This is a genomic window from Rhizobium sp. BK512, from assembly GCF_014194915.1.
In the GTDB taxonomy this organism is placed as follows: Bacteria; Pseudomonadota; Alphaproteobacteria; order Rhizobiales; family Rhizobiaceae; genus Rhizobium.
Genome location: NZ_JACIAS010000001.1, coordinates 317931 through 339440 on the forward strand (window position 1 = coordinate 317931; position 21510 = coordinate 339440).

Sequence of the window (21510 nt, forward strand, 5' to 3'; positions counted from 1 at the left end):
GAAGTCATCTTTTCTCTCCGGTTTGCGGCAATCCCGCCCTGTTTCGATGTCTGGAAGTTAGCGCGACAGGGCTCTTGCCGGAATGGATATTGTCGTAGACTGTCTCTTGCGATATCAGCAAGAATATGAGCGACAACTTCCTCGACATGCTGGTCTTCGTACGCGTGGTTCAAGCCGGCAGCCTCTCCGGTGCGGCCCGTGATCTGAACTTCTCGCTGACCGTCGTCAGCCGCAAGCTGTCGCGTCTGGAGGAAAGGCTCGGTGTGCGTCTCGTCAACAGGACGACACGCTCCCTCTCCCTCACCGAGGAAGGCGTGCGCTTCTACGAACGCTGCTCTAAGATCTTGACCGAGATCGACGATGCCGAAACCGAGGCGACGAGCGGCAGGGATACGGCAAGCGGCCTTCTGAAGGTCACCGCCACCTATGCCTTCGGCCGCCGCTGGCTGGCGCCGCTCCTGCATGACTTCCGGGAGGCTCATCCCGATCTCACCATCCATCTCGATACCGAGGATGGCCTGGTGAACATCGTCGAGGCGGGCTACGATCTCGCAATTCGTTTCGGCGCGCTGTCAGACTCCAGCCTGATCGCCCGGCAGATCGCGCCGAACCGTCGTGTCATCTGCGCCTCCCCTGCCTATCTCGACCGCCGCGGCCGTCCCGAGACGATCGACGATCTGCCCGCCCACGAGGTCATCGCTTTCGGCGAGCCGCCCAACACGCACTGGACCTTTGCGGATGGGCGCAGCGCCAATGTCACCGCCAGGCTCACCACCAACAATGGCGAGCTCGCCCATCGCTGGGCGCGTCTAGGGGCCGGGCTCGTGCTGAAGTCGATCTGGGACGTCAAGGACGACATCGACAGCGGTGCGCTGGAGATTGTGCTACCGGAGGCAAGGCTCGCCGCCGCCCCGATCCATGCCGTCTTCCCTCACAGTCGGCTTGCCGCCGCCAAGGTCCGCCTCTGCATCGATTTCCTGTCGCAGAGACTGCGCAAGGCATCGCCGGCGGAAGTGTCGACGGATCACAGCTGATTTGTCGAAAAAGTGATTTCGTTCCAAAGACTTCTGGCTTATGTGGACTTGCCAGACGCAAGCAATGCCCATCTTCTGCCCGATTGTTGGCGCTTTAGTCAGCCAATGCCCCCACTCAGACTGCCCGCGCGCGCTGGGCCCAAGACTGCGCGCCGAGACAGTGTTTCAATCAGCTTTCAAGGACGTCAGAATGTCGCTGAAAACATCTTCCCGCTGGATCGCACCGCTCGCCGGTCTTCTGGTGCTCTCGGGGAGTGCAATTGCCGTGCGCGCCGAGCCGCTGCCGGCATCGCCCGTCACCCAGGCGAGCCCGAGGCCCAACTATACGGTTCCAGCCCGCCGCCCCGTCCATATCCTCCGGCAGGATACGGGCGCGTCGCTGTCGGCCCTCTTTGATTCAGCCAGCGGCAATCAGGCCAAGGTGCTGAACGAGATGGACGGCCTCCAAGTCTTGATGAACAACGACATCGCCGAGGCGGTCGAGGCCTATTACGCCCAGCCGAAGGCAAAGCTCATCTGGGTCGATGGCAAGGGACCGACCCCCAAGGCCGCGCAGGCGCTCAGCCTCCTGAAGCAGGCTGAGGACTGGGGATTGAATGCCGGCGACTATGCCGTTGCTCCTCCTCAAGGATCGGACCGCGCGAGAGCACTGGCCGAGTTCGAAGCCTCCCTCTCGGCCAAGATGCTGATGTTCCTGCAGGATAATTTCCGCGGCCGCATCGATCCCAACAAGCTGTCCAACTATTATGACTTCAAGCGCAAGCCGGTCGATCTGAGGGCGACGATCGCCCAACTCTCGGCCACGCCCGACCTCATGGTGGTCTTCGACCGCCTTCTGCCGAGCAATCCGAAATTCGCCCAGCTTGCCGCCGAGTTGCATTACCTGCGCACCTCGGGCCAGGGCGGTGACACTGCCGCCAACATCAACAAGGTGATCGTGGCGATGGAGGAAATGCGCTGGCTGCCGCAGGAATTCCCGGAGCGCTACGTCTTCATCAACCAGCCGGCCTACATGGCCTATTATTACGAAAACGGCACGCTGACGCTCTCGATGAAGGCGGTGATCGGCCAGCAGGATCACCAGACCAACTTCTTCGACGCCTCGATCAAGACGGTCGAATTCAACCCCGACTGGGGCGTGCCGCAATCGATCATCCGCAACGAGATGCTGCCGCATCTGAAGCGCGACCCCGCCTATCTCGACAAGGAAGGCTATGTGGTCTCGGTCAAGGGCAAGACGATGCCATCGGCCAAGGTCGACTGGTCACAGCCACTTGAGAATATCGGTGTCGTCCAGCCGCCCGGTCCCGATAATGCGCTCGGCCAGCTGAAGATCCTTTTCCCGAACTCGCACGACATCTACATGCACGATACCCCTGCCCGCGGTAAATTCGCCTCGCAGGACCGCATGTTCAGCCATGGCTGCGTGCGCCTGGAAAACCCGAAGGCGATGGCCGCCGCCGTCCTGAAGACCTCGGTCGAGTTCGTCGACCAGCAGATCGCCGATGGCGCCAAGAAGGACATGCCGGTTCCGGAACAGGTTCCGGTCTACGTCTCCTATTTCACCGCATGGCCGACGGATGATGGCGTCATCCACTATTTCGACGACATCTACGGCCGCGATGCGGAAACCTTGACGGCGATTTCAGCGACGACCGCAAGCCGCGCTCAATCGTAACTCGGCCGGGGCTGTGCCAGCCCCGCCCCTTCATCGCCAGCTGCCTCTGCCAATCCTCTCGTCGTCCCTGCCGACAATCGTCGGCGGATGAAGATATGTGCATTTTACACATATTCATTGACGACATGTCGCGCCCCTGATATATGTGCATTATACACATAATGGAGTGGATATGGCACAGCAAATCTCAACCGGCGCACGCAAGTGCGGCGCCGGCGCAGCAGAACCGCGCGCGGCAATCATCGGGAGCAGCTCCGATGGCCGCTAGGATCACCACACGCAGCTGGGCGACACCCCTGACGATCGGCTCCTTCCTGCTGATGGCAGGCACGGGCGTCATGATGTTCTTCGAATGGGAACGAGGCCTGATGACCGTCGTCCACCAATGGTTCTCCTGGTTTTTCGTTATTGGCGCCATCGGCCACATCGTCGCCAACATCAAGCCCTTCCAGTCGCATCTGAAGGCGCGCTGGGGCCGCTACAGCATCGCGGTTTTCGCGATCGTGCTTGCCGCTTCCGTCTTCAGCTGGGGGCAGATCACCGGGCCGCAGCTGGAGCGCCCGATCGAACAGGCGCTTGTCTATGCCCCTCTCTCGGCCCTTGCCGATGTCACCGGCCAGTCACAGGCCGATCTCCTGGCCAGGCTCAGGCAGCAGGGCATAGAGGCGGAGGCGGATCAATCCGTCGGAGATCTCGCCCGCCTGCACGGCATCGATGAGAACCGCGCCCTTGCGATCATCTTCGGCGTGGAAGGATAAGCCTGCGTCCTACCGCTTATTGCCGACAGCGCCTTCACCTGTGCGGCGCCCGGAATTTGTGGCATAACTGGGCGATGGCGATACATGTCTTGGCAGTCCATGGTGATAGTGTCGGGACGGAACGGGCGGCAGGCGGCTCGCTTGCAGGCGCCTATTCCGTGGGCGTTCTCTGCTGGCTCCTCTCAGCCGGCGTCTATATCGCCGCCAAATGGGTCTCCACCGAAATGCCGCCCTGGGCACTCTGCTTCTGGCGCGTGCTGATCGCCTTCGCGATCCTGTTGCCGATCGTCCAACGCCATTTTTCAGAGATGCTCGCGCTGGTGCGGGGGCGCGGCATGGAATTGCTTTTCATCGGCGGCATGGGGCTTGCCATCTGCCAAGGCATGATCTTCATCGGCCTCGAACATGCCGATGCCACCACCGCCGGCATCATCATCGCGCTGATCCCGATCATCACCATGATCCTTGCCCGCGTCATGCTGTCAGAGCCGATGGGAAGCTGGCAGGTGGCCGGCTCCATCCTTGCCTTCCTCGGCATCCTCCTCATCATCGTCAAGGGCAGCCCCGATGCGCTGCTGCGCCTCGACTTCAATCCCGGCGAACTCTGGATCGTCGCCGGCGCCTTCTGCTTCAGCCTGTATACGGTGCTGCTGCGGCGCGCGAAATTCGACCTGAACCGCCTTGCCCTGCTCGTCCTGCTGCTCGGTGCCGCGGCGCTGACTGCACTGCCCTTCTACCTCTACGAGCTTACCGCCGACGAACGCACGACGCTGAATACGAGCGGCCTCATCGCGCTCGCCTATGTGGCAATCCCCGGCGGCGCGCTCATGTACTATCTCTTCAACCGCAGCATCGAGGCACTGGGTGCCGCCCGCGCCGGCGTGCTCCTCTACATACAGACGATCTTCATCGCCGTGCTCGCCTATCTGATCCTCGGCGAAAAGCTGCAGACCTATCACCTCGAAGGGGCGGCCCTCATCATCGCCGGGTTGCTGCTGATCATTTTGCTGAAACCGAAGGAAAAGACAGCGGCGGCCTGAAGACAGGCGGCGAGGATCAGGACCCTCAGCCCTTCACGCCCGCCCCATAGCGCAGCCCGTCCACCAGCAACGCAAGCATCCGCCGCGTCGTCGCCGGATCATCCCCCTGCCCGAGATTGGAAAGCTGTGCGCCGGCGCGCAGGAGTTCGCTCGCCTCGATATCGCCGCGTGCGGCTCCGGCGGCAACGGCCCTGTCCAGCAGGCCCTGCAACGCCGGGATCATGCGCTGCTCGAAATAGACGGGCAGCGCCTGATAGGCCGGGTCGCCGGAATGGAGTGCCGCGGCAAGGCCGCGCTTGGCCATGATGAAGTCCGTGAAGCGCAGCATCCAGCGCGACAACGCCTCTCCCGGCTCGTGTTCGGCGGCAAGCGTCACGGCGGCATCGGCGCAGGCATCCATCTCGTTGCGCACGACCGCCTTGATGAGATCCGAGCGCTGCGGAAAATGGCGGTAGAGCGTGCCGACGCCCACCCCTGCCTTGTCGGCGATCTCGCGCACCGGCGCATCCACGCCGGAAGTGGCAAATACATCCAAGGCGGCTTTCAGCAGCGAATCCAGGTTGCGCCGCGCATCCGCCCTTACAGGCCTCTCATGGCCGCCATCAGCCTCACGCGCCTCGCCCGGGCGGTCCGTCCCGTCAGTCACATCAACACCTCTTGCAAAACGGAACATTGTTCCGTATAAACGGAACCGCGTTCCGGATGCGCTCTTATACCTCGTTTGCCAGGACTTTGCCAGCCGCAAAGCCTGCCTGACGGGCAGCTCAAGATTCACCTGCTCCCGCGAGCAGTCCAAGATTCGAAGGAAACGAAGATGCAATACCGTCCCCTTGGCCGCACCGGCATCAAGGTCAGCCCCTATTGCCTTGGTGCCATGATGTTCGGCGCCATCGGCAATGCCGATCACGATGACTCCATCCGCATTATCCACAAGGCCCTCGACGCCGGCATCAACTTCATCGACACCGCCGATATGTATAGCCACGGCGAATCCGAGGAGATCGTCGGCAAGGCGCTGAAAGGCCGGCGCGACAATGTGGTTCTCGCCACCAAATGCTTCATCCCGATGGGCCAGGATCCGAACCAGCAGGGCAGCTCGCGCCGCTGGATCTATCGCGCCGTCGAAGATTCTCTGCGCCGCCTGCAGACCGATTATATCGACCTCTTCCAGATGCACCGCCCGGCACAGGATACCGATATCGAGGAAACGCTCTCGGCCCTCACCGATCTGATGCGCGCAGGCAAGATCCGCGCCATCGGCTCCTCCACCTTCCCCGTCTCCGAGATCATCGAGGCGCAATGGGTGGCCGAAAAGCGGGGGCTCGCCCGCTTCCGCACCGAGCAGCCGCCCTATTCCATCCTGCATCGCGGCATCGAGCGCGAAGTCCTCCCCGCCCTCGAACGCTACGGCATGGGCGCGCTGGTCTGGAGCCCTCTCGCCATGGGCATGCTGACCGGCCGCTACCGCAGGGGTGCGGCCCAGCCGGACAGCACCCGCGTTGCCTATTTCCCGAAGCAGATGTCGAACGAGAACAGCCTCGATGCGGTCGAGCAGCTCATTCCGCTCGCGGAAGGGGCCGGCATCTCGCTCACCCACATGGCGCTTGCCTTCGTCATCGCCCATCCGGGCGTCACGTCGGCTATTCTCGGCCCCCGCACCATGGCACAGCTCGACGATCTCCTGGCCGGCGCGCAAGTGCGCCTGAGCGACGAACTGCTCGACGCCATCGACGCCATCGTACCCCCAGGCACCGAAACGGGCCCGCTGGAGGCCAATTACCAGCCCCCGGCGATCAAGACCGCGAGTTTGCGCCGCCGCCCGCCCGCCGAACGCGCCGCCGGCTGATCGGAAACACAGGTTGAAGGCTCCGCCATTCCGGCGGGGCCTTCAGCACGTCGGCAATATGGTCGGGAACAAGGCCTTGTTGGCAGCAGCCAGTTCGCCGGAACCAGGTTCGGTGCATGTTTGCCGAACGGTTTCGAAAATCGGGCTGATCAAAGGTCTGCGGCAGGCAATTGCTGCAGCCGGCGCTGCGCCTCTTCCACCTCGATCGCAAGCCCTTCCAGAAGCTCGTCCCACATATCGAGCGCCCGCAGGCCTTCACGTGTACGAAACAGATAATCGGCGGAACTGCCGATACTGCCTGCCGCCGTGGCAAGCCGCTGTACGGTCGCTTCCCTGGAAAGGCCGCCGGCATAGGTATTTGCCAGCGGGTTCATGGTGAAAGCGATACCGCTTCCAAAACGCGCGCCGTCTTCGTCAAGCAGGTCGACCCAGCGTGGGATATAGGCCTCGGCCACCATCTCCCGCCGCCACAGCAGTTCGAGCTCGTGCAGGAGATCGTCTTCCTCCAGGCGCAAGGCCACGCCGTCGCAGTTGCCGCCTGCATCCAGCCCGAGCACGAGGCCCGGATTTTCCGGCGAGCCGCGTCCGGAAGCGGTGGCAAGGCAAAAGGACCGGCGCCAGCCCTCGATACGGGCTTTCCGGCTTTCCACACTCAGAATGATCGGATTCCAGATCAGCGACCCATAGGCGAAAATCCAGACAGGGCCTTCCGGCCGCTCGGCAAGGATCGATGCGAGCGACGCCTGCCGCTCCTCGTCGCTCAGAAGCCGGAGCGTCGGCGCCGCCCCGGCAATCAGGTCTGCGAAAACGCCGCTCAGCAGCAGTTCGCGCGACAGGATTTCCTCGCCGCAGCAGGCGACCGTTTCCGAGTTTTTATTCTTGATGGTCATGACACCCCCAAATACCGGCCGCGGACATCGTCAACGGCCTTATTCCGTCGCCATCATCCACGCCTCGCGCGCCGGATAAAGCCCGTCGGCACGGACACAGTGTCTCCGCAGGCGCAACAATCGACGCATCGTCGCCTCCCTCTTCCCGCCGCAAAGATCAGCACCACATGTTTCTCGAAGAGACTCAATGAACGGGAGCCCGACATGAGCGAAATCGGCCGTCTGCTCGGCGCCGGCAAGGAAGCGGAAGTCTTTGAACATGGCACGCTGGCGCTGAAGCTCTATAAGCCCGGCCGGCCGAAAGCCCCCGCCTTTCGCGAAGCCGCCAGTCTGGCGATCGCCGAGAAACTGTCGCTGCCAGCGCCCAGGGTTCACGTCGTCGGCGATTATCACGGCCGTTGGGGCCTTTTGATGGATCGCGTGACCGGGGCAAGCCTTGCCGATGAGATGGCGCCCGAACCGCCATTGTCAGCCATCAAGGAAATGGCCGCCCTTCACCTGCGCCTGCACCGCGAACCCGGCACCGGCCTCCCCTCGCTGAAATCGAGGCTGTCGGCCAATATCGAAAGCGCCGAACCCCTGACACAAGACCTGCGCGACCGGCTGCTTCTCACACTTGCCGCCCTGCCCGATGGTGACAGGGTCTGCCACGGTGACTTCCATCCCTGGAATATCCTGGGCTCCGGCAGTGACGCGATGATCGTCGACTGGCTCGATGCCTGCAGCGGCAACCCGGCCGCCGATGTCTGCCGCACCTACCTCCTGATGCGCCGCGTGCTCCCGGCAATCGCCGAGGCCTATGTCGTCACCTATGCGAAGGCGGCCGAATTACCCGCGGACGAGATCTTCACCTGGCTGCCGGTTATCGCCGCAGCCCGCCTGGCAGAGGAAGTGCCCGAGGAGAACGAAGATCTCTTGCATCTTGCAGCACTCGCCCCTGTCGACGGATAGGGCCACTTCCTGATTCGCATCGCCTTTCGCCGTCTGCACCTGATCCTTGCCAAGCTGCCTCAGCCTGGAGAGGAATAGTGCCAGCGTCGGCGAGCTGTTCGGCCTCTTATGGCCGACGGCAAGATCGATCGTCGGCGGTTCGCCTTTCAGCGGGCGGCTGGTGACGGACCAGGGAAGGACGTTTTCGGCATGGGCGGGCAAGAGCGCCACGCCGCTCAGCTGGTGGTACGCGGCGGTCTCCGCCCGCCCCAGCGCCAGTGCTTGATCATGAAAGACGTGACGGCCCTCTCAATGCCCCTTCCCGATTACACCTTCGGTTCGACAGGGCAGCAGATTCCTTCGTTTTCTGTTGCGAATAGTTCGCAATTATGTTTTGCTAATGCAAGTGATTAGCAATCGCATTTCAAGCAGATTCCGGATTGATCGTTGGGGGCGGTCGTGGCTCAGACCAAGGGTATCGACGAAATGACGAGGGAAGAGATCGAGCGGCTGCTGCTGAAGCTCAGCAACATGCTCCACGCCTCTTCGACCGCACTCGAGGAAAGCAATAGCCTGTCACAGGCAATGGAGAACATTGCCGACCTGCTGCAGAACTACGAGACCATTTCAGGCGACGCGGATGAGGTCGCAAACCGGATCGCTGAAGCGATAAAGATGGTCGGACAGGCCGATTTTATCCGCCCTGATGAATCGACGGTCCACTGAGCATCGGCCCTGTAACCAGGCCCCGCTTCCGGTTCAGGCCGCACAAGCCTCGCAGGTGCCGCGGATTTCGATCGTCGTTTTCGCCGGCTTGAACTTCTGGCTGCGCACCCATCCCATCAGGCGGTGGTCCACCTCATGGTCGTGGAATTCGATCACCTGGCCGCAGCTTTCGCAGATCGCGAAAGCGACGATGCCGTGGCTGTGGCAATCCTCGCCCGGGTGGGCGCAGGCGACGAAGGAATTGATGCTTTCGAGGCGATGCACGACGCCATATTCGAGCAGCTTTTCCAGCGCCCGGTAGACCTGCAGCGGTGCTCGAAAACCCTGGTCGCGCAGCTTGTCGAGGATCGTATACGCGCTGAGCGGTCCCTCGGCCTTTTCGAGCACGTCGAAAACGAGCGCCTGGTTGCGGGTCATTTGCGGTGCGGTCATGAGCCTTGTCCTTGCAGGTCCCTGCGCCCGCGCCAGGCGGGAAGCAGGCTCAGAATGAAGAGAATGAGGGCGGCCACCACGATCGACGGGCCTGATGGCGTGTCATAGGTCAGCGAGCCGAAGAGCCCGCCGACGACGGCGACAGCGCCGACCAGCGAGGCAAGCACGGCCATCAGTTCCGGTGTCGAAGAAAAGCGCCGCGCGGTTGCCGCCGGAATGATCAAGAGCGAGGTGATCAGCATGATGCCGACGATCTTCATGGCAATGGCAATGACGACCGCCATCAACAGCATGAAGAACAGCCGCGCGCGCTCCGGCTGAAGGCCTTCGGCCTCAGCCAGTTCCGGATTGACGGTGGCCGCAAGCAGCGGCCGCCACAGCCAGGCGATGGCCGCCAGCACGAAGATGCCGCCGCCCCAGATCAGCGCGATATCCGTGGTGGAAACCGCAAGAATGTCACCGAACAGGAAGGCGATGAGATCGATGCGCACCCATGTCATGAAGGCGACCATGACGAGGCCGATCGCAAGCGTCGCATGCGACAGAATGCCGAGCAGCGCATCGGCCGACAGCGCCTGACGCTTCTGCAGGAAGAGAAGCAGGATCGAGACGACAGCGGCCACCACGAAGACGGCAAGCGTCAGGTTGAGTTCGAAGAGCAGCGAGAGCGCCACGCCGAGCAGCGCCGAATGGGCGATCGTATCGCCGAAATAGGCCATGCGCCGCCAGATGATGAAGCAGCCGAGCGGCCCCGTCGTCAGTGCCAGACCGACGCCGGCAAGAATGGCGCGCACGAAGAAATCGTCAAGCATGACGGTCCTCCGCGCTGCTGGCCGTGCTCTGCGCGCCACTCTGAGAATGCGTGTGAGTATGGGCGTGAGCCTCCGCATGCGCATGCCCGTGGTGATGATCGCCATCAGCCTGCGCATGAGCATGAGCGTGCGAATGCGCGTGCCCGTGATCATGGTGATGCCCATCCTCGGGATGGCAATGATCGGTCACCGAGCCGTCTTCATGCAGAACGCGCCCGTCGGGCAGATGCGTATGGTCGTGATGGTGGCTGTAGACGGCGAGCGTCGGCGCAGCCCGACTGCCGAAGAGGCGCACATATTCCGGGCTCTGGCTGACGGCCTGCGGCGTGCCGCGGCAGCAGACATGGCCGTTGAGGCAGATCACGGTATCCGTTTCCGCCATGACGACATGGAGATCGTGCGAGATCAGCAGGATACCGCAGCCGGTCGTATTGCGGATCGACTTGATGAGTTCGTAAAGCGCGATCTCGCCGGCGAAATCGACGCCCTGCACCGGCTCGTCGAGCACCAGAAGATCGGGTTTGCGGGCAATGGCGCGCGCCATCAAGGCGCGCTGGAATTCGCCGCCGGAGAGGTGCTGCACCTGCGCATCCAGCATATGCGCCATGCCGGAGGCTTCAAGCGCGGCCATGATATCGGCCTCGGGCAGCGGCCCGGTCAGCGTCATCAGCCGCCGCACCGAAAGCGGCAGCGTCCAGTCGACGGCAAGCTTCTGCGGCACATAGCCGACCTTGAGGCCGGCAATGCGCGTCACCCTGCCCTCATCCGCCTTCAGGACGCCGATCGCCGCCTTCGCGCTCGTCGATTTGCCGGAGCCGTTCGGGCCGATCAGCGTGACGATCTCGCCGCGAGAAACGGAGAAATCCACACCGCGCACCAGCCACCGGCCGCCGCGGCGAATGCCGACATTCTCAAGCGAAACCAGCGGTTCGGCCTTCATACCAGCAGGGGTATTTGCGGGAGAGAGCATCAAATTTTCCGAAAGTGCTGTTGCGTCCTGCTATTGCACACGTTATAGCATAACGCAATTGATGTAATAACATAACAATTGCAATTCAAGCGGAGCATGCTGATGAAACTGGCGATGGGCATTACCCTCGCGATCCCGGCCTTCCTCATCGCCGGGGCTCTTCAGGCGGCCGATGCACCTGTCGTCGTCACCTCGATCAAGCCGATCCATTCGCTGGTATCCGCCATCATGGACGGCGTCGGCAAGCCTGAGCTGATCGTCGATGGCGCCGCCTCCCCGCACACCTATAATCTGAAGCCTTCCAACGCCCGCGCCCTGCAGGAAGCCAAGGTGATATTCTGGGTCGGCCCCGGCCTCGAAGCCTTCCTCGAAAAACCACTGGAATCGCTGGGTTCCGACGCGATCGTCGCCCGCCTGGACGATGCGCCGGGCCTGGTGAAGCTGCCCTTCCGCGAAGGCGGCGCGTTCGAGGCTCACGACGACGACGCGGACCACGATGGTGCTTCCGCGGAGCACGATGGTGCTTCCGCGGAGCACGATAGTGCTTCCGCCGAGCACGGCGAAGCCGGCCATGACCACGCAGCTGATGCCCACGCTCACGATGAAGACGGCCACCACGGCTTCGATACCCATCTCTGGCTCGATCCCATGAATGCAAAAGCCATGGCAGCCGAAATCACCACCACGCTGGTTGCCGCCGACCCCGCCAACGCTCTGACCTACGAGGCCAATGCAAAGGCGCTGGACGACAAGCTGGATGCTTTGGACAAGGAAGTCGCCGCGACCGTTGCGCCGGTAAAAGACAAGCCTTTCGTGGTCTTCCACGATGCCTATCAGTATTTCGAGCACCGCTACCATATCCGCGTCGCCGGCTCGATCACCGTCAGCCCGGAAACCATCCCGGGTGCGGAGCGCATCTCGGAGATCCACAAGAAGGTCGGCGATCTCGGCGCAACCTGCGTCTTCGCCGAGCCGCAATTCGAGCCGCGTCTCGTCAACGTGGTCATCGAAGGCACCAAGGCGAAGTCGGGCGTGCTCGACCCCGAAGCCGCCACCCTGCCTGCTGGCCCCGATCTCTACTTCTCCCTCATGCGCGGCATCGCCGACAGCATGAGGAACTGCCTTGCCAGCGCATAGTCCGAACGAGTTTCGGCAGCGGTGTGCGCATTCTACAAGTAGGGAAATGCCCAAAAGGCACCCTGTCGAACTTGCAGCCCGCCCCCGCGAGCGCTGCGGCGAAAGAAGGCGGCGACACCCCCGTTCCGCCTTTTTTTGTCGACCCATATGTTACGTTATAACATAATAGGATGATATCATGGACAAGAGACTTCCGGTTACTGTGCTCTCCGGCTTCCTCGGCGCCGGGAAAACGACGCTGCTCAATCATGTGCTCGGGAATCGCGAAGGCATGCGCGTCGCCGTCATCGTCAATGACATGAGCGAGGTGAATATCGATGCCGCCCTTGTGCGCGACGGCGGCGCCAATCTCTCCCGCACCGAGGAACAGCTGGTGGAAATGACCAATGGCTGCATCTGCTGCACGCTGCGCGACGATCTTCTGAAGGAAGTCCGCCAGCTCGCCGAACAGGGCCGCTTCGACTACCTGCTGATCGAATCGACAGGCATTGCCGAGCCCCTGCCCGTCGCCACCACCTTCGAATTCCGCGACGAGAATGGGCTGAGCCTCTCCGATATCGCCCGCCTCGACACGATGGTGACCGTCGTCGATGCCGCCAACCTGCTTGCCGACTACGCCTCCGCCGATTTCCTCGCTGACCGCGGCGAAACCGCCGGTGACGGCGACAACAGGACGATCGTCGATCTCCTCGTCGAGCAGATCGAATTCGCCGATATCGTCGTTCTGAACAAGATCGGCACGGCAAGCGAGGAGCAAAGCGATGCGGCAAGAAAGATTATCACCGGCCTCAACCCCGATGCCCGCATCATCGAGACGGATTTCGGCAAGGTCGGGCTGAAGGATGTGCTCGGCACCGGCCGCTTCGATATCGACAGGGCCGAGACTCACCCGCTCTGGTACAAGGAACTGCACGGCTTCAAGGATCATGTGCCGGAAACCGAGGAATACGGCATCCGCTCCTTCGTCTATCGCGAAAGACGCCCCTTTCACCCCGCCAGATTGCAGGCCTTCCTCGATAAATCCTGGCCGGGCGTGGTGCGCGCCAAAGGCTTCTTCTGGCTTGCCACGCGCCCGCATTATGTCGGCGAAATCAGCCAGGCCGGCGCGATCGTGCGCACCGGCAAGATGGGCCTCTGGTGGGCGGCCGTCCCGCGTGAACAATGGCCGCAGGAGACCGGCTTCCTCAACGGCATCGGCCCCTATCTCGACCCTATCTGGGGCGATCGCCGCCAGGAAATCGTCTTCATCGGCGCCGATCCGATGGATGAGTCCTGGATCAGGCGGGAGCTCGACGCCTGCCTGGTGGAGAGCGCCAGCTTCACGCCGGAGCGCTGGCGCAATCTGCCCGACCCCTTCGCCAGCTGGAGCCGGCAGGCAGCATGAAGGCGACGGCGATCAGGCCCTATCGTTGCCTGTGCATCGAATGCGAACCGCTGCCGCCGATCGAGGGGCTGCATCCGCTCACTTACGGAGATGGAACCGGGAATGAAGCAAGCAAACCGAAGCCTGTCCTAAGAACCATCGCCGAACTGGTCATGCCTTCGCGCCGGCGGGACTAGGCATTGAACAGGGTCGCACCTGCGCCTGCCGGGTCGAGCCTCGCCTTGGCAGCCTGCCCCTCGGATGAAACTTTGCGCAGATCGACTTTATGATCTTTTTTTCATCATCCCAAATTCAATAAATGGGCACGAACCCCAAAACTGTGGGCCCTCCCCGAGCCGATCTCCCGCAGCCGCGGGGCTCGGCCGAAATTCCCGCGACTGGCACACCGCTTGCAACGGCTTCGTTCGAAACAATCGGATGTGCCATGCCGCCTGTCTTTACCGACCTCCTGCTCGGAGCCGCCCTCGCCCTCAGCCTGCGGCGCTTCATTCTCCCCTATGTGGTGGAGGATGACATCGTCCGGGCGTCGGCACCGGTGACGATGGTGGCGAGCGCGGTATTCCTCGCCGCCCTCGCGCTCACTTGCGCCGACAAGAGTTTCTGGAGCGCCAGCGTAACGCTCACCGGCGGAGCCTTGCTCGCCTTCGTCTTTGACGACAGGTGGCCGAAACTTGCCGTCACCGCTGCGGCAGCATGCCTTCTCGTCTATCTCGGGATGCGCTGATTGCGCGTCGCGCCCGCGGATTTGCTTTAGGCCGCGACTTCCGGCCGCTTGCCACCCTTCGGTAAGGCCCGTGCAACAGCGCTCAGCAGATCCGTCTGAGAAATCAATCCGAGAATACGCCTCTCCCCATCGACGATAATGACTGCGTGGGTGCGCCCGTCCGTCAGATCCGGCAGCAGGCCCATCGCCACGTCATCGGCACGCGCAGTCGTCGCCGGCGAGACCAGCCGCTCGACCGAACCGGCGGCGACTGCGAGCTCCCGCAGACCGACGGTGCCGATCAGCTTTCCGGCCTCGTCGCGCACCGGCAATGTCCTGATATTGTGGTTCAGCAGCAGCCAGCGCGCCTGCTCGACCGTTGCATCGGCATCGATCGCGATCACATCGCGCGACATGATATCGGCGCATCGGATCTCGGCATTCGAACGGGCAACCGCCTCAAACTCCACTTGGCGCAACAGCCGGCCGAGATCGGCGCGGTCGATATCGAAGGTCTCGTTGAGCTTGGCGAGTGCCGCATCGATATCCTCCTCCTGAAAGCCGGTGCGTTCAGCCGCCGGCCGGTCCGCCGTCAGGTGCGTGTTGACGGGTACTGCCACCACATGCGGGTAATTGTGCCGCGACAGCTTGTGAAAAACGAGGCCGAGCACCACCAGCAGGCAGGAATTCAGCGCGACCGGCACAAAGGGAAAGAGCATGCCCCAGCTGGCGACAACCGGACCGCCGAGCACGGCCGTCAGTGCCGCCGCCCCGCCGGGAGGATGCAGGCAGCGGGTGAAGGACATGGCGGCGATCGCCAGTGACACGCCGACCCCGGTTGCAATGATCGGATCATGGATCAGGCTCGCCGCCACCACCCCCATGATCGCCGAGATCGTATTACCGCCGATGATCGACCAGGGTTGCGCGAGCGGGCTCGCCGGCACCGCAAAGAGCAGCACGGCAGACGCCCCCATGGGCGCCACGATCAGCGGCAGATGAGAACCTTCGCCGAAAAGCGCGCCGCAGAGCAGGCCCGTCAGCGCAATGGAGACAAGCGCGCCGAGACAGGCCAGCAGCCGGTCGCGCAGCGTCGCACCGGCAAGAATGGGGTGGAAGAGCCGCGAAATGGAGGACCGGCGGGGCTCGTCGGGATTTGGTAAGCGCATGAGAAACTCTTTGAAGACGACTGCGAGCGAAGTTGAAAGGCGCTGCTATTGCAGCATGGCGGGCGGATTGGCCGACATGAGCATGACCTGCTCGAAGGCCTGCAACGGATCGGATCGCTGCTGCCGCCTGGAAATCAGCAGCGTATCGACCAGGCCGAGCCGGTGGATGGTAACTTCTTTGTTCCAGGGCAGCATGTCGAGCACCGAGCGCGGCATGACGCCGACGGCATTGCCGGCGATGACCTGGGCAAGGATTGCATGATAGGACGTCATCTCCACCGTCGGCAGATTGGCGCCGGCGCGCATCCATCGCTCGGCAATCTGCCGGTAGGTACAGCCGGGCTCGAGCGCGGCGAGCGCCGGAAGGCGGATATCCTGAGGTACTGCGACCGAGGCATGATGCGGCGGCATCACCAGCAGGAGGTCCTCCTCGTAGACGCGCGCAGAATGGAGATCGCCGACATCCGGACCTGCGGATGACAGCCAGCCGGGTTCGCCCTGTGGTGTGGCAATCAGCGCGCAATCGAGCTCGCCGGATAAAACCGCCTTTGTCAGCTCCCGCGTGGCGCCAAGCGTGAGCTTCAGGGCAATATCCGGGTTCTGCTCATTGAAACGGGCAAGTACAGGCGGAAGCCGGCTTGCGGCCGTGCTTTCCATTGTACCGAGACGCAGCACCGGTTGCGGACGGATACCCTTGAGCGCAAGCTGCGCCTCCCCGGCCAGGGCCGTCAACCGTTTCGCATAGGAAAGGAAGGTCTGCCCCTCCGGCGTCAGCGTCATGCGCTTGCCGTCGCGGCTGAACAGCACCGCATCCATCTGCCCTTCCAGGGCCTGGATACGGGTCGTGACGTTGGACGGCGCGCGCGAGAGCCTCCTGGCTGCGCGGGTCACGCTGCCCTCTTCGGCGACGGCAAGGAAAATTTCCAGGGAAGACAGATCCACATCGATCTCGCTTGATGAACGAACTTGTCTATTATTCCAAATCAGAGAATGATCGCAATCGTCCCACGGCCCAAAATCGTCACATGAACTGAAAACTTCTTCCGATCGGACCGCCAGATGCAGAAAGACGAACCAGAGGCCTATGCCTCGCCCGCATGCCTAATGCACGAAGTCGATCCCGCCTATATGGGTCTCGAAGAGCCGTGGGAGGTGGTGCGGGAATGGCGCCGCGGCGAGCGCAGGCGGCTGATCGACGCCCGCAAATCGATAGGATCAACCGATCGGGAGCAGAAGACGGCGCTGATATCGGCGCAGCTCGACCGCCTTCTGGGTCCTGTCGTCGCGGGAAAATCCGTCAGCGTCTACTGGCCCTTTCAGGGAGAGCCGGATCTGCGCGGCTGGATGAAGGAGATCGTGGGGCGCGCGGCCTGCCTTCTGCCTGTCGTGGCAGAAAAAGCGGGTCCGCTGACATTCCGCGCCTGGACGCCGGGAGCCAAGCTGGAGCGCGGCGTGCTCGGCATTCTCATTCCCGCCGGCGGCGAGGAGCAGCGGCCCGATATCGTCATTGCGCCTGTGGTCGGCTACGACCGCGGCTGTTATCGTCTTGGTGTCGGCGGCGGTTATTTCGACCGGACATTGGCGGCACTCTCCCCCAAACCACTCGCAATTGGCATCGGATACTCGCAACAGCAAATCCGAACGATCAAGCCGCAGCCGCACGATGTTCCAATGGATGCAATCGTCACGGAGGATGGCGTGATCATGCGCCCCGGCGGTGCATTGGCCTGACGGCTAAAGACCGCGATTCGCGCGGCGAACAAAAAAGGGCGGCCGAAGCCGCCCTCTTTTCGGGATTGCGCGTGAACTCAGCGATTGGCGGCGATGATGCTGGAGATCACGCCGCTGGCGATACCGACGAGAAGGTAGTCGTTATCGGCCCTCACCCAGTGATAGCCGCGCGGCGGCGGTGCCAGGCGATAGCGGCGATAGTCGCGGACTTCGCCGTAGCGGCCACGCTCGGCAGCCGACATGCGGTAACCCCTGGCCCAGTAATGCGGACGGATGACCTTTTTGTGGACGATGACCTTCTCGTGAACGACGACCGGCGGACGGCGATGATCGGCGGCGCTGGCTTGCGATGCGACGATCGGCGAGAGCAGGAAAGAAGTAGAAAGAAGTGCTGCGAAGATCTTTTTCATGGGGTTTCCTCGTGTTGAACACGCCCCGAAATTACGTCCCTGAAAATGAACGGAATCTGAAAATAAAATTAAAGATCTGTAATGGAATCGGGCACTTATGCGCGATTCCTAATATCCTAATTTCAGGATAACGGAAGGTGGCGAGATCATGTTGCCGGATATCACGTCTGCGTAATCGGGCGTGATGAAACGGTGTTTTGAACGGGCGGTTTCCCCCTCTCCTCAGCGGGGGGGTCGAAGGACGGGTCGAGACCCGTGGCTCGACCCTGGTCGGTGGCGTAAAGCGTCGGATGAGGAGACCACGCCCATTGCTTCCACAGCCCCTGCAGGCACGGTCTCTCCGATGGGGAAGCGAAAACCCGGCAGCCGCCGCTCGAAACCTATCGCGCAATCAACGCCATTTCGATCACGTCCTTATAAACCCCATCGACGCAAAACGCATCGCGGCTCACCCCTTCGCGTACGAAGCCGATCCCCTCGTAAAGCCGGATCGCCCTTGCATTGTCGGCATGCACGCCAAGTTCGATACGAAGCATGCCCACCTGCTGCGCGCCCTCAATCGACGCCTCGATCAGCCGGCGGCCGAGCCCCTGTCCACGGTAGGCGGGAAGCAGGCCCATGCCGAGCGTGCCGCGATGGGCGTGGGAGGGAAAGTGATGCCGGCGGATGTCGCACCAGCCGATCACCTCGCCGCCATCGAGGGCGACGAAGTGCACATTGCCGCTGGCAATGGAAGACAGCGCAAACCTGCGCGTCTCCTCCGGCGGCGGGGCTTCAAGCAGGCTCAGATATTTCCGCTCGCGCACCACAATGTCGAGAGCCCGGTGAAAGCCCTCGACATGCGTTTCGTTCAGCCGCTCGATGCCGGTATCGCCAGCCATGAAGCCCTCAAAGCTCGTCGTAATTGAACCAGTCGAAATCGGCCGTCTTTGCCCGGCCCGACGTATCGAAGGCGAAAACGCCGGCAAAGGCGCCGGTAAAGGAGCCATGCTCGCCGCGCCCGCCCTCGTCCGAGATGACACCGGCATCGAGAACCGGGCCGATCGGCTGCCAGGCGCCCTTGCCTTCCGTCTGCCAGAAGAATTGCAGGTCGTTTTCGCGGATCTCCATGGAGAGCTGCACGCGCCCTTCAGCCGGGATCGCGACGCCGGCTTCCGCCGGGAAGCTCATGCGCCCATGCGGATAGTCGCCGTCGCAGGAGAAAATCGTGACACAGCGGCCGAGCTTTTCATGCAGGGTTACGACGACGGCATGGAACTTGTGGCGGTTATAATAGTGTATCAGGCCGGCGACCTGCTGATAGGTATCCGGCGCAAACTCCACCACCGTTTCCGCGCGAAAACTGTGATGCTCCTGCCGGCGGGCGACGAGCGCCTGCTCGAACCAGGAACCGATGCTCTCGCGGCCGATCAGGCGCAGATGGCCGGGGCGCTCCGTCAGGTTGAAGATGCGCTCCGGCTGCGGCGTGCGCAGCCACTGGAAATCACCCGGCAACTTGCCGCCATCGAAGGAATACTCGCTGCGAACAGGTTTTTCAGCGCGCTTTGCATCGCCAAGACCCGGCACCTCGACATCGGGAACAACAGTGCCGTTTTCCAGATAGAGCCAGCCATCCTCGCGCCAGACACATTTCTGCAGAGCCGTCTCGCGCCCCAGCGTGCACCGACGCTTCGGCGGCAGCGGCCGGCCGCAAAGATGCGTGTGATAGACCTGGCCATCTGGTGTCTCGACGTATTGCCCGTGCCCTGCCCTTTGCAGCGCCGCTTCCGGATTGTCCTTCGAGGTGACCAGGTGCCGGTTCGGATGCAGCTCATAAGGGCCGTCGATATTGCGCGAACGCGCCATCGTCACCGCATGGTCGTAACCGGTGCCGCCTTCGGCCGTCGTCAGGTAGTACCAGCCGTTCTTGCGGAAGAGATGCGGTCCCTCGACCAGGCCGAGCGGGCTGCCGGCGAAAATGTTCTTGATCGGGCCCTTCAGCGCCTTCGTCTGCGGATCCCATTCCTGCAGCAGGATACCGTCAAAGGCTGGGGACTTCGGCGAGCCGCCATAGCTCTCGGTGCGGTGGTTCCACTGCATGTTGACGAACCACTTGCGCCCGTCCTCGTCATGGAAGAGCGACGGGTCGAAGCCCGAGGAGTTGACGTAGACAGGTTCGGACCATTCGCCCTCGATCGTGGGCGAGGTCACGATGTAATTATGCGCATCCTTGAAGTTGCCGTCGAAGCGCTTGACGTCGGTATAGACCAGCCAGAACTGCCCGTCCGCATAGGAAAGGCACGGCGCCCAGACACCACAGCTGTCGGGATTGCCGCGCATGTCGAGCTGCGAAGCCCGCTCCAGCGGCCGGCGCACCAGCTTCCAGTTCACCAGATCGCGCGAGTGATGGATCTGCACACCCGGATACCATTCGAAGGTCGAGGTCGCGATGTAATAATCGTCACCGACGCGGCAGATGGACGGGTCGGGATTGAACCCGGGCAGGATGGGATTGCGGATCATGGCGGCTCCTCCGTTGAGCAAGGTTCTTGCTATACGTACGTCAAACTATACCAGAAAAACGCCCGGGGTTTTGCCCCGGGCGATCAAAACTTTTCCAGCTCTGCGGACTTGGCCCAGAGGTTGATGTCGGCCTCCTTGGCATAGACATCGATCTGCTTCAGCTCCTCTGCCGAGAACTCGAGATTGCCGAGTGCGGCAACGCAATCGACGATCTGCGAGGAACGGCTGGCGCCGATGAGCGCCGAGGTCACGCGTCCGCCGCGCAGCACCCAGGCGATCGCCATCTGCGCCAGCGTCTGGCCGCGCTTTTCAGCGATCTCGTTGAGCTTCTTGATATTGTCGATGATCGAAGGACGGATGAAGTCCTTCTTCAGGAAGTGGTTCTGCGCCGCGCGGCTGTCGGCGGGAATGCCGCCGAGATATTTCGTCGTCAGCATGCCCTGCGCGAGCGGCGAGAACACGATCGAGCCCATGCCGACCTCGTCAAGCGTATCGAGCAGCTTGTCGTCCTCGACCCAGCGGTTGAGCATGGAATAGCTCGGCTGGTGGATGAGGCACGGCGTGCCGAGATCCTTCAGAATGGCAGCTGCCTCGCGGGTGCGCTGCGAATTGTAGGAGGAAATGCCGACATAGAGCGCGCGGCCCGAGCGCACGATATAGTCGAGCGCACCGCAGGTTTCTTCCAGCGGCGTTTCCGGGTCGAAACGGTGCGAATAGAAGATGTCGACATAGTCGAGGCCCATGCGCTCAAGGCTCTGGTCGCAGGAGGCGACGAGATACTTGCGGCTACCCCACTCGCCGTAAGGACCCGGCCACATGTCGTAGCCGGCCTTGGAAGAGATGATCAGCTCGTCGCGCAGGCCGGCGAAATCGGTGCGCAGGATCTCGCCGAACGCCGTCTCTGCACTGCCGGGAGGCGGGCCGTAATTGTTGGCGAGATCGAAATGGGTAATGCCGAGATCAAAAGCCGTGCGGCACATGTCGACCTTGCGGTCATTCGGGGTGTCGCCGCCGAAATTGTGCCACAGGCCGAGGGAAACGGCCGGCAGCTTCAGGCCGGAACGGCCCGTGCGGTTATATTTCATCTTCGAATAACGGTCTTCGGCCGGTTGCCAGCTCATCTGAGGTCTCCTCAACCTGTAAAAGTGCTTCTCTTTCGTGACCGCATCAGGCGGCAGTCGAAAGCTGAAAACGTCGCTGCCCCTCGTATGGGGCCGGGCGCGACGGCACTATTGGATCAAGCACACCGATACGGCAAGCGCGTGGCGCGTGTTCTCGACAACTTCAACGGAGCCAGCTTTGGGGCCGGCCCTCCCCGCCTGTCGTCACCCTCGGGCTTGTCCCCAGGATGACGGAGG

Annotated in this window: 23 protein-coding genes; 12 read left to right on the top strand and 11 right to left on the bottom strand. The window is 62.4% G+C overall.

The window, feature by feature from the left end; translation table 11 throughout:
* Positions 1-125 precede the first annotated feature (125 nt).
* The 4 genes from FHX06_RS01680 to FHX06_RS01695 all read left to right on the top strand — a co-directional run bounded on the left by FHX06_RS01680 (position 126) and on the right by FHX06_RS01695 (position 4510).
* A complete protein-coding gene (locus tag FHX06_RS01680) occupies positions 126-1034 on the top strand; it encodes a LysR family transcriptional regulator (protein WP_183877853.1) in 909 nt (302 codons plus the stop codon).
* 190 nt (positions 1035-1224) lie between these two features.
* Positions 1225-2712 carry a murein L,D-transpeptidase gene (locus FHX06_RS01685; protein ID WP_112546878.1) on the top strand — a complete coding sequence of 496 codons (1488 nt, stop codon included), beginning with the start codon at positions 1225-1227 and terminating at the stop codon, positions 2710-2712.
* A gap of 257 nt (positions 2713-2969) precedes the next feature.
* Positions 2970-3470 (top strand): DUF4405 domain-containing protein, encoded by a 501-nt coding sequence (locus FHX06_RS01690; RefSeq protein WP_018114287.1) that lies wholly within the window; start codon positions 2970-2972, stop codon positions 3468-3470.
* Positions 3471-3544: 74 nt separating this feature from the next.
* On the top strand, positions 3545-4510 hold the full coding sequence (locus FHX06_RS01695; protein ID WP_183877854.1) for a DMT family transporter: 966 nt from the start codon (positions 3545-3547) through the stop codon (positions 4508-4510).
* 25 nt (positions 4511-4535) lie between these two features.
* Here the strand turns inward: FHX06_RS01695 and FHX06_RS01700 are convergent, their stop codons facing one another.
* A complete protein-coding gene (locus FHX06_RS01700) occupies positions 4536-5156 on the bottom strand; it encodes a TetR/AcrR family transcriptional regulator (protein WP_112546959.1) in 621 nt (206 codons plus the stop codon).
* 168 nt (positions 5157-5324) lie between these two features.
* Between FHX06_RS01700 and FHX06_RS01705 the strand changes: the two genes are divergently transcribed.
* Complete coding sequence (locus tag FHX06_RS01705) at positions 5325-6356, top strand: aldo/keto reductase (RefSeq protein WP_183877856.1); 1032 nt, start codon at positions 5325-5327, stop codon at positions 6354-6356.
* Positions 6357-6505: 149 nt separating this feature from the next.
* Here the strand turns inward: FHX06_RS01705 and FHX06_RS01710 are convergent, their stop codons facing one another.
* Positions 6506-7246, bottom strand: a complete 741-nt coding sequence (locus tag FHX06_RS01710; RefSeq protein WP_112546874.1) for a gamma-glutamylcyclotransferase — start codon at positions 7244-7246, stop codon at positions 6506-6508.
* Between the two features lie 204 nt (positions 7247-7450).
* Between FHX06_RS01710 and FHX06_RS01715 the strand changes: the two genes are divergently transcribed.
* Both FHX06_RS01715 and FHX06_RS01720 read left to right on the top strand, forming a co-directional pair.
* Positions 7451-8197: a phosphotransferase family protein gene (locus FHX06_RS01715; protein ID WP_183877858.1), complete on the top strand. Its 747-nt coding sequence runs from the start codon at positions 7451-7453 to the stop codon at positions 8195-8197.
* A 438-nt stretch (positions 8198-8635) separates the two neighbouring features.
* Entirely contained in the window at positions 8636-8902 is a 267-nt protein-coding gene (locus FHX06_RS01720; protein WP_113144569.1) for a hypothetical protein, read from the top strand.
* Positions 8903-8935: 33 nt separating this feature from the next.
* Here FHX06_RS01720 and FHX06_RS01725 read toward each other — a convergent pair whose 3' ends face one another.
* The 3 genes from FHX06_RS01725 to FHX06_RS01735 are packed head-to-tail and all read right to left on the bottom strand — an operon-like array spanning position 8936 to position 11116.
* A complete protein-coding gene (locus FHX06_RS01725; RefSeq protein ID WP_112546871.1) occupies positions 8936-9334 on the bottom strand; it encodes a Fur family transcriptional regulator in 399 nt (132 codons plus the stop codon).
* Complete coding sequence (gene znuB, locus FHX06_RS01730; RefSeq protein WP_113016702.1) at positions 9331-10146, bottom strand: zinc ABC transporter permease subunit ZnuB; 816 nt, start codon at positions 10144-10146, stop codon at positions 9331-9333. The genes FHX06_RS01725 and znuB overlap by 4 nt, the downstream gene beginning before the upstream one ends.
* Complete coding sequence (locus FHX06_RS01735) at positions 10139-11116, bottom strand: metal ABC transporter ATP-binding protein (protein ID WP_183877860.1); 978 nt, start codon at positions 11114-11116, stop codon at positions 10139-10141. Before FHX06_RS01735 ends, znuB begins: the two co-directional genes overlap by 8 nt.
* Before the next feature lie 102 nt (positions 11117-11218).
* On the opposite strand from FHX06_RS01735, the gene FHX06_RS01740 reads away from it, so the two are divergent.
* From FHX06_RS01740 to FHX06_RS01750, 4 genes are all read left to right on the top strand, one after another.
* Positions 11219-12253, top strand: coding sequence for a zinc ABC transporter substrate-binding protein (locus FHX06_RS01740; RefSeq protein ID WP_183877862.1), 1035 nt, complete (start codon positions 11219-11221; stop codon positions 12251-12253).
* 178 nt (positions 12254-12431) lie between these two features.
* On the top strand, positions 12432-13637 hold the full coding sequence (zigA, locus tag FHX06_RS01745; protein WP_113210638.1) for a zinc metallochaperone GTPase ZigA: 1206 nt from the start codon (positions 12432-12434) through the stop codon (positions 13635-13637).
* Complete coding sequence (locus tag FHX06_RS35520; protein WP_112546866.1) at positions 13634-13813, top strand: hypothetical protein; 180 nt, start codon at positions 13634-13636, stop codon at positions 13811-13813. Before zigA ends, FHX06_RS35520 begins: the two co-directional genes overlap by 4 nt.
* Positions 13814-14061: 248 nt before the next feature.
* Positions 14062-14361 (top strand): hypothetical protein, encoded by a 300-nt coding sequence (locus tag FHX06_RS01750; protein WP_112546865.1) that lies wholly within the window; start codon positions 14062-14064, stop codon positions 14359-14361.
* 26 nt (positions 14362-14387) lie between these two features.
* Here the strand turns inward: FHX06_RS01750 and FHX06_RS01755 are convergent, their stop codons facing one another.
* Both FHX06_RS01755 and FHX06_RS01760 read right to left on the bottom strand, forming a co-directional pair.
* Positions 14388-15509: an HPP family protein gene (locus FHX06_RS01755; protein ID WP_112969368.1), complete on the bottom strand. Its 1122-nt coding sequence runs from the start codon at positions 15507-15509 to the stop codon at positions 14388-14390.
* 45 nt (positions 15510-15554) lie between these two features.
* A complete protein-coding gene (locus FHX06_RS01760) occupies positions 15555-16451 on the bottom strand; it encodes a LysR family transcriptional regulator (protein WP_113210639.1) in 897 nt (298 codons plus the stop codon).
* A gap of 117 nt (positions 16452-16568) precedes the next feature.
* Between FHX06_RS01760 and FHX06_RS01765 the strand changes: the two genes are divergently transcribed.
* Positions 16569-17240, top strand: a complete 672-nt coding sequence (locus FHX06_RS01765) for a 5-formyltetrahydrofolate cyclo-ligase (protein WP_113016697.1) — start codon at positions 16569-16571, stop codon at positions 17238-17240.
* Between the two features lie 77 nt (positions 17241-17317).
* Here the strand turns inward: FHX06_RS01765 and FHX06_RS01770 are convergent, their stop codons facing one another.
* The 4 genes from FHX06_RS01770 to mgrA all read right to left on the bottom strand — a co-directional run bounded on the left by FHX06_RS01770 (position 17318) and on the right by mgrA (position 21273).
* Entirely contained in the window at positions 17318-17650 is a 333-nt protein-coding gene (locus FHX06_RS01770) for an RcnB family protein (RefSeq protein WP_112546861.1), read from the bottom strand.
* 380 nt (positions 17651-18030) lie between these two features.
* A complete protein-coding gene (locus FHX06_RS01775; RefSeq protein WP_183877864.1) occupies positions 18031-18531 on the bottom strand; it encodes a GNAT family N-acetyltransferase in 501 nt (166 codons plus the stop codon).
* Between the two features lie 7 nt (positions 18532-18538).
* A complete protein-coding gene (locus FHX06_RS01780; protein WP_113210641.1) occupies positions 18539-20152 on the bottom strand; it encodes a glycoside hydrolase family 43 protein in 1614 nt (537 codons plus the stop codon).
* Positions 20153-20235: 83 nt separating this feature from the next.
* Positions 20236-21273 (bottom strand): L-glyceraldehyde 3-phosphate reductase, encoded by a 1038-nt coding sequence (gene mgrA / locus FHX06_RS01785; protein ID WP_183877866.1) that lies wholly within the window; start codon positions 21271-21273, stop codon positions 20236-20238.
* Positions 21274-21510 lie beyond the last annotated feature (237 nt).

What these genes read in the sequence shown, in the direction of transcription:
- FHX06_RS01680 (WP_183877853.1), top strand. Translation starts at nt 126, where the DNA reads ATGAGCGACAACTTCCTCGACATGCTGGTCTTCGTACGCGTGGTTCAA.
- FHX06_RS01685 (WP_112546878.1), top strand. Translation starts at nt 1,225, where the DNA reads ATGTCGCTGAAAACATCTTCCCGCTGGATCGCACCGCTCGCCGGTCTT.
- FHX06_RS01690 (WP_018114287.1), top strand. Translation starts at nt 2,970, where the DNA reads ATGGCCGCTAGGATCACCACACGCAGCTGGGCGACACCCCTGACGATC.
- FHX06_RS01695 (WP_183877854.1), top strand. Translation starts at nt 3,545, where the DNA reads ATGGCGATACATGTCTTGGCAGTCCATGGTGATAGTGTCGGGACGGAA.
- FHX06_RS01705 (WP_183877856.1), top strand. Translation starts at nt 5,325, where the DNA reads ATGCAATACCGTCCCCTTGGCCGCACCGGCATCAAGGTCAGCCCCTAT.
- FHX06_RS01710 (WP_112546874.1), bottom strand. Translation starts at nt 7,246, where the DNA reads ATGACCATCAAGAATAAAAACTCGGAAACGGTCGCCTGCTGCGGCGAG.
- FHX06_RS01715 (WP_183877858.1), top strand. Translation starts at nt 7,451, where the DNA reads ATGAGCGAAATCGGCCGTCTGCTCGGCGCCGGCAAGGAAGCGGAAGTC.
- FHX06_RS01725 (WP_112546871.1), bottom strand. Translation starts at nt 9,334, where the DNA reads ATGACCGCACCGCAAATGACCCGCAACCAGGCGCTCGTTTTCGACGTG.
- znuB (WP_113016702.1), bottom strand. Translation starts at nt 10,146, where the DNA reads ATGCTTGACGATTTCTTCGTGCGCGCCATTCTTGCCGGCGTCGGTCTG.
- FHX06_RS01735 (WP_183877860.1), bottom strand. Translation starts at nt 11,116, where the DNA reads ATGCTCTCTCCCGCAAATACCCCTGCTGGTATGAAGGCCGAACCGCTG.
- FHX06_RS01740 (WP_183877862.1), top strand. Translation starts at nt 11,219, where the DNA reads ATGAAACTGGCGATGGGCATTACCCTCGCGATCCCGGCCTTCCTCATC.
- zigA (WP_113210638.1), top strand. Translation starts at nt 12,432, where the DNA reads ATGGACAAGAGACTTCCGGTTACTGTGCTCTCCGGCTTCCTCGGCGCC.
- FHX06_RS35520 (WP_112546866.1), top strand. Translation starts at nt 13,634, where the DNA reads ATGAAGGCGACGGCGATCAGGCCCTATCGTTGCCTGTGCATCGAATGC.
- FHX06_RS01750 (WP_112546865.1), top strand. Translation starts at nt 14,062, where the DNA reads ATGCCGCCTGTCTTTACCGACCTCCTGCTCGGAGCCGCCCTCGCCCTC.
- FHX06_RS01755 (WP_112969368.1), bottom strand. Translation starts at nt 15,509, where the DNA reads ATGCGCTTACCAAATCCCGACGAGCCCCGCCGGTCCTCCATTTCGCGG.
- FHX06_RS01765 (WP_113016697.1), top strand. Translation starts at nt 16,569, where the DNA reads ATGCAGAAAGACGAACCAGAGGCCTATGCCTCGCCCGCATGCCTAATG.
- FHX06_RS01770 (WP_112546861.1), bottom strand. Translation starts at nt 17,650, where the DNA reads ATGAAAAAGATCTTCGCAGCACTTCTTTCTACTTCTTTCCTGCTCTCG.
- FHX06_RS01775 (WP_183877864.1), bottom strand. Translation starts at nt 18,531, where the DNA reads ATGGCTGGCGATACCGGCATCGAGCGGCTGAACGAAACGCATGTCGAG.
- FHX06_RS01780 (WP_113210641.1), bottom strand. Translation starts at nt 20,152, where the DNA reads ATGATCCGCAATCCCATCCTGCCCGGGTTCAATCCCGACCCGTCCATC.
- mgrA (WP_183877866.1), bottom strand. Translation starts at nt 21,273, where the DNA reads ATGAGCTGGCAACCGGCCGAAGACCGTTATTCGAAGATGAAATATAAC.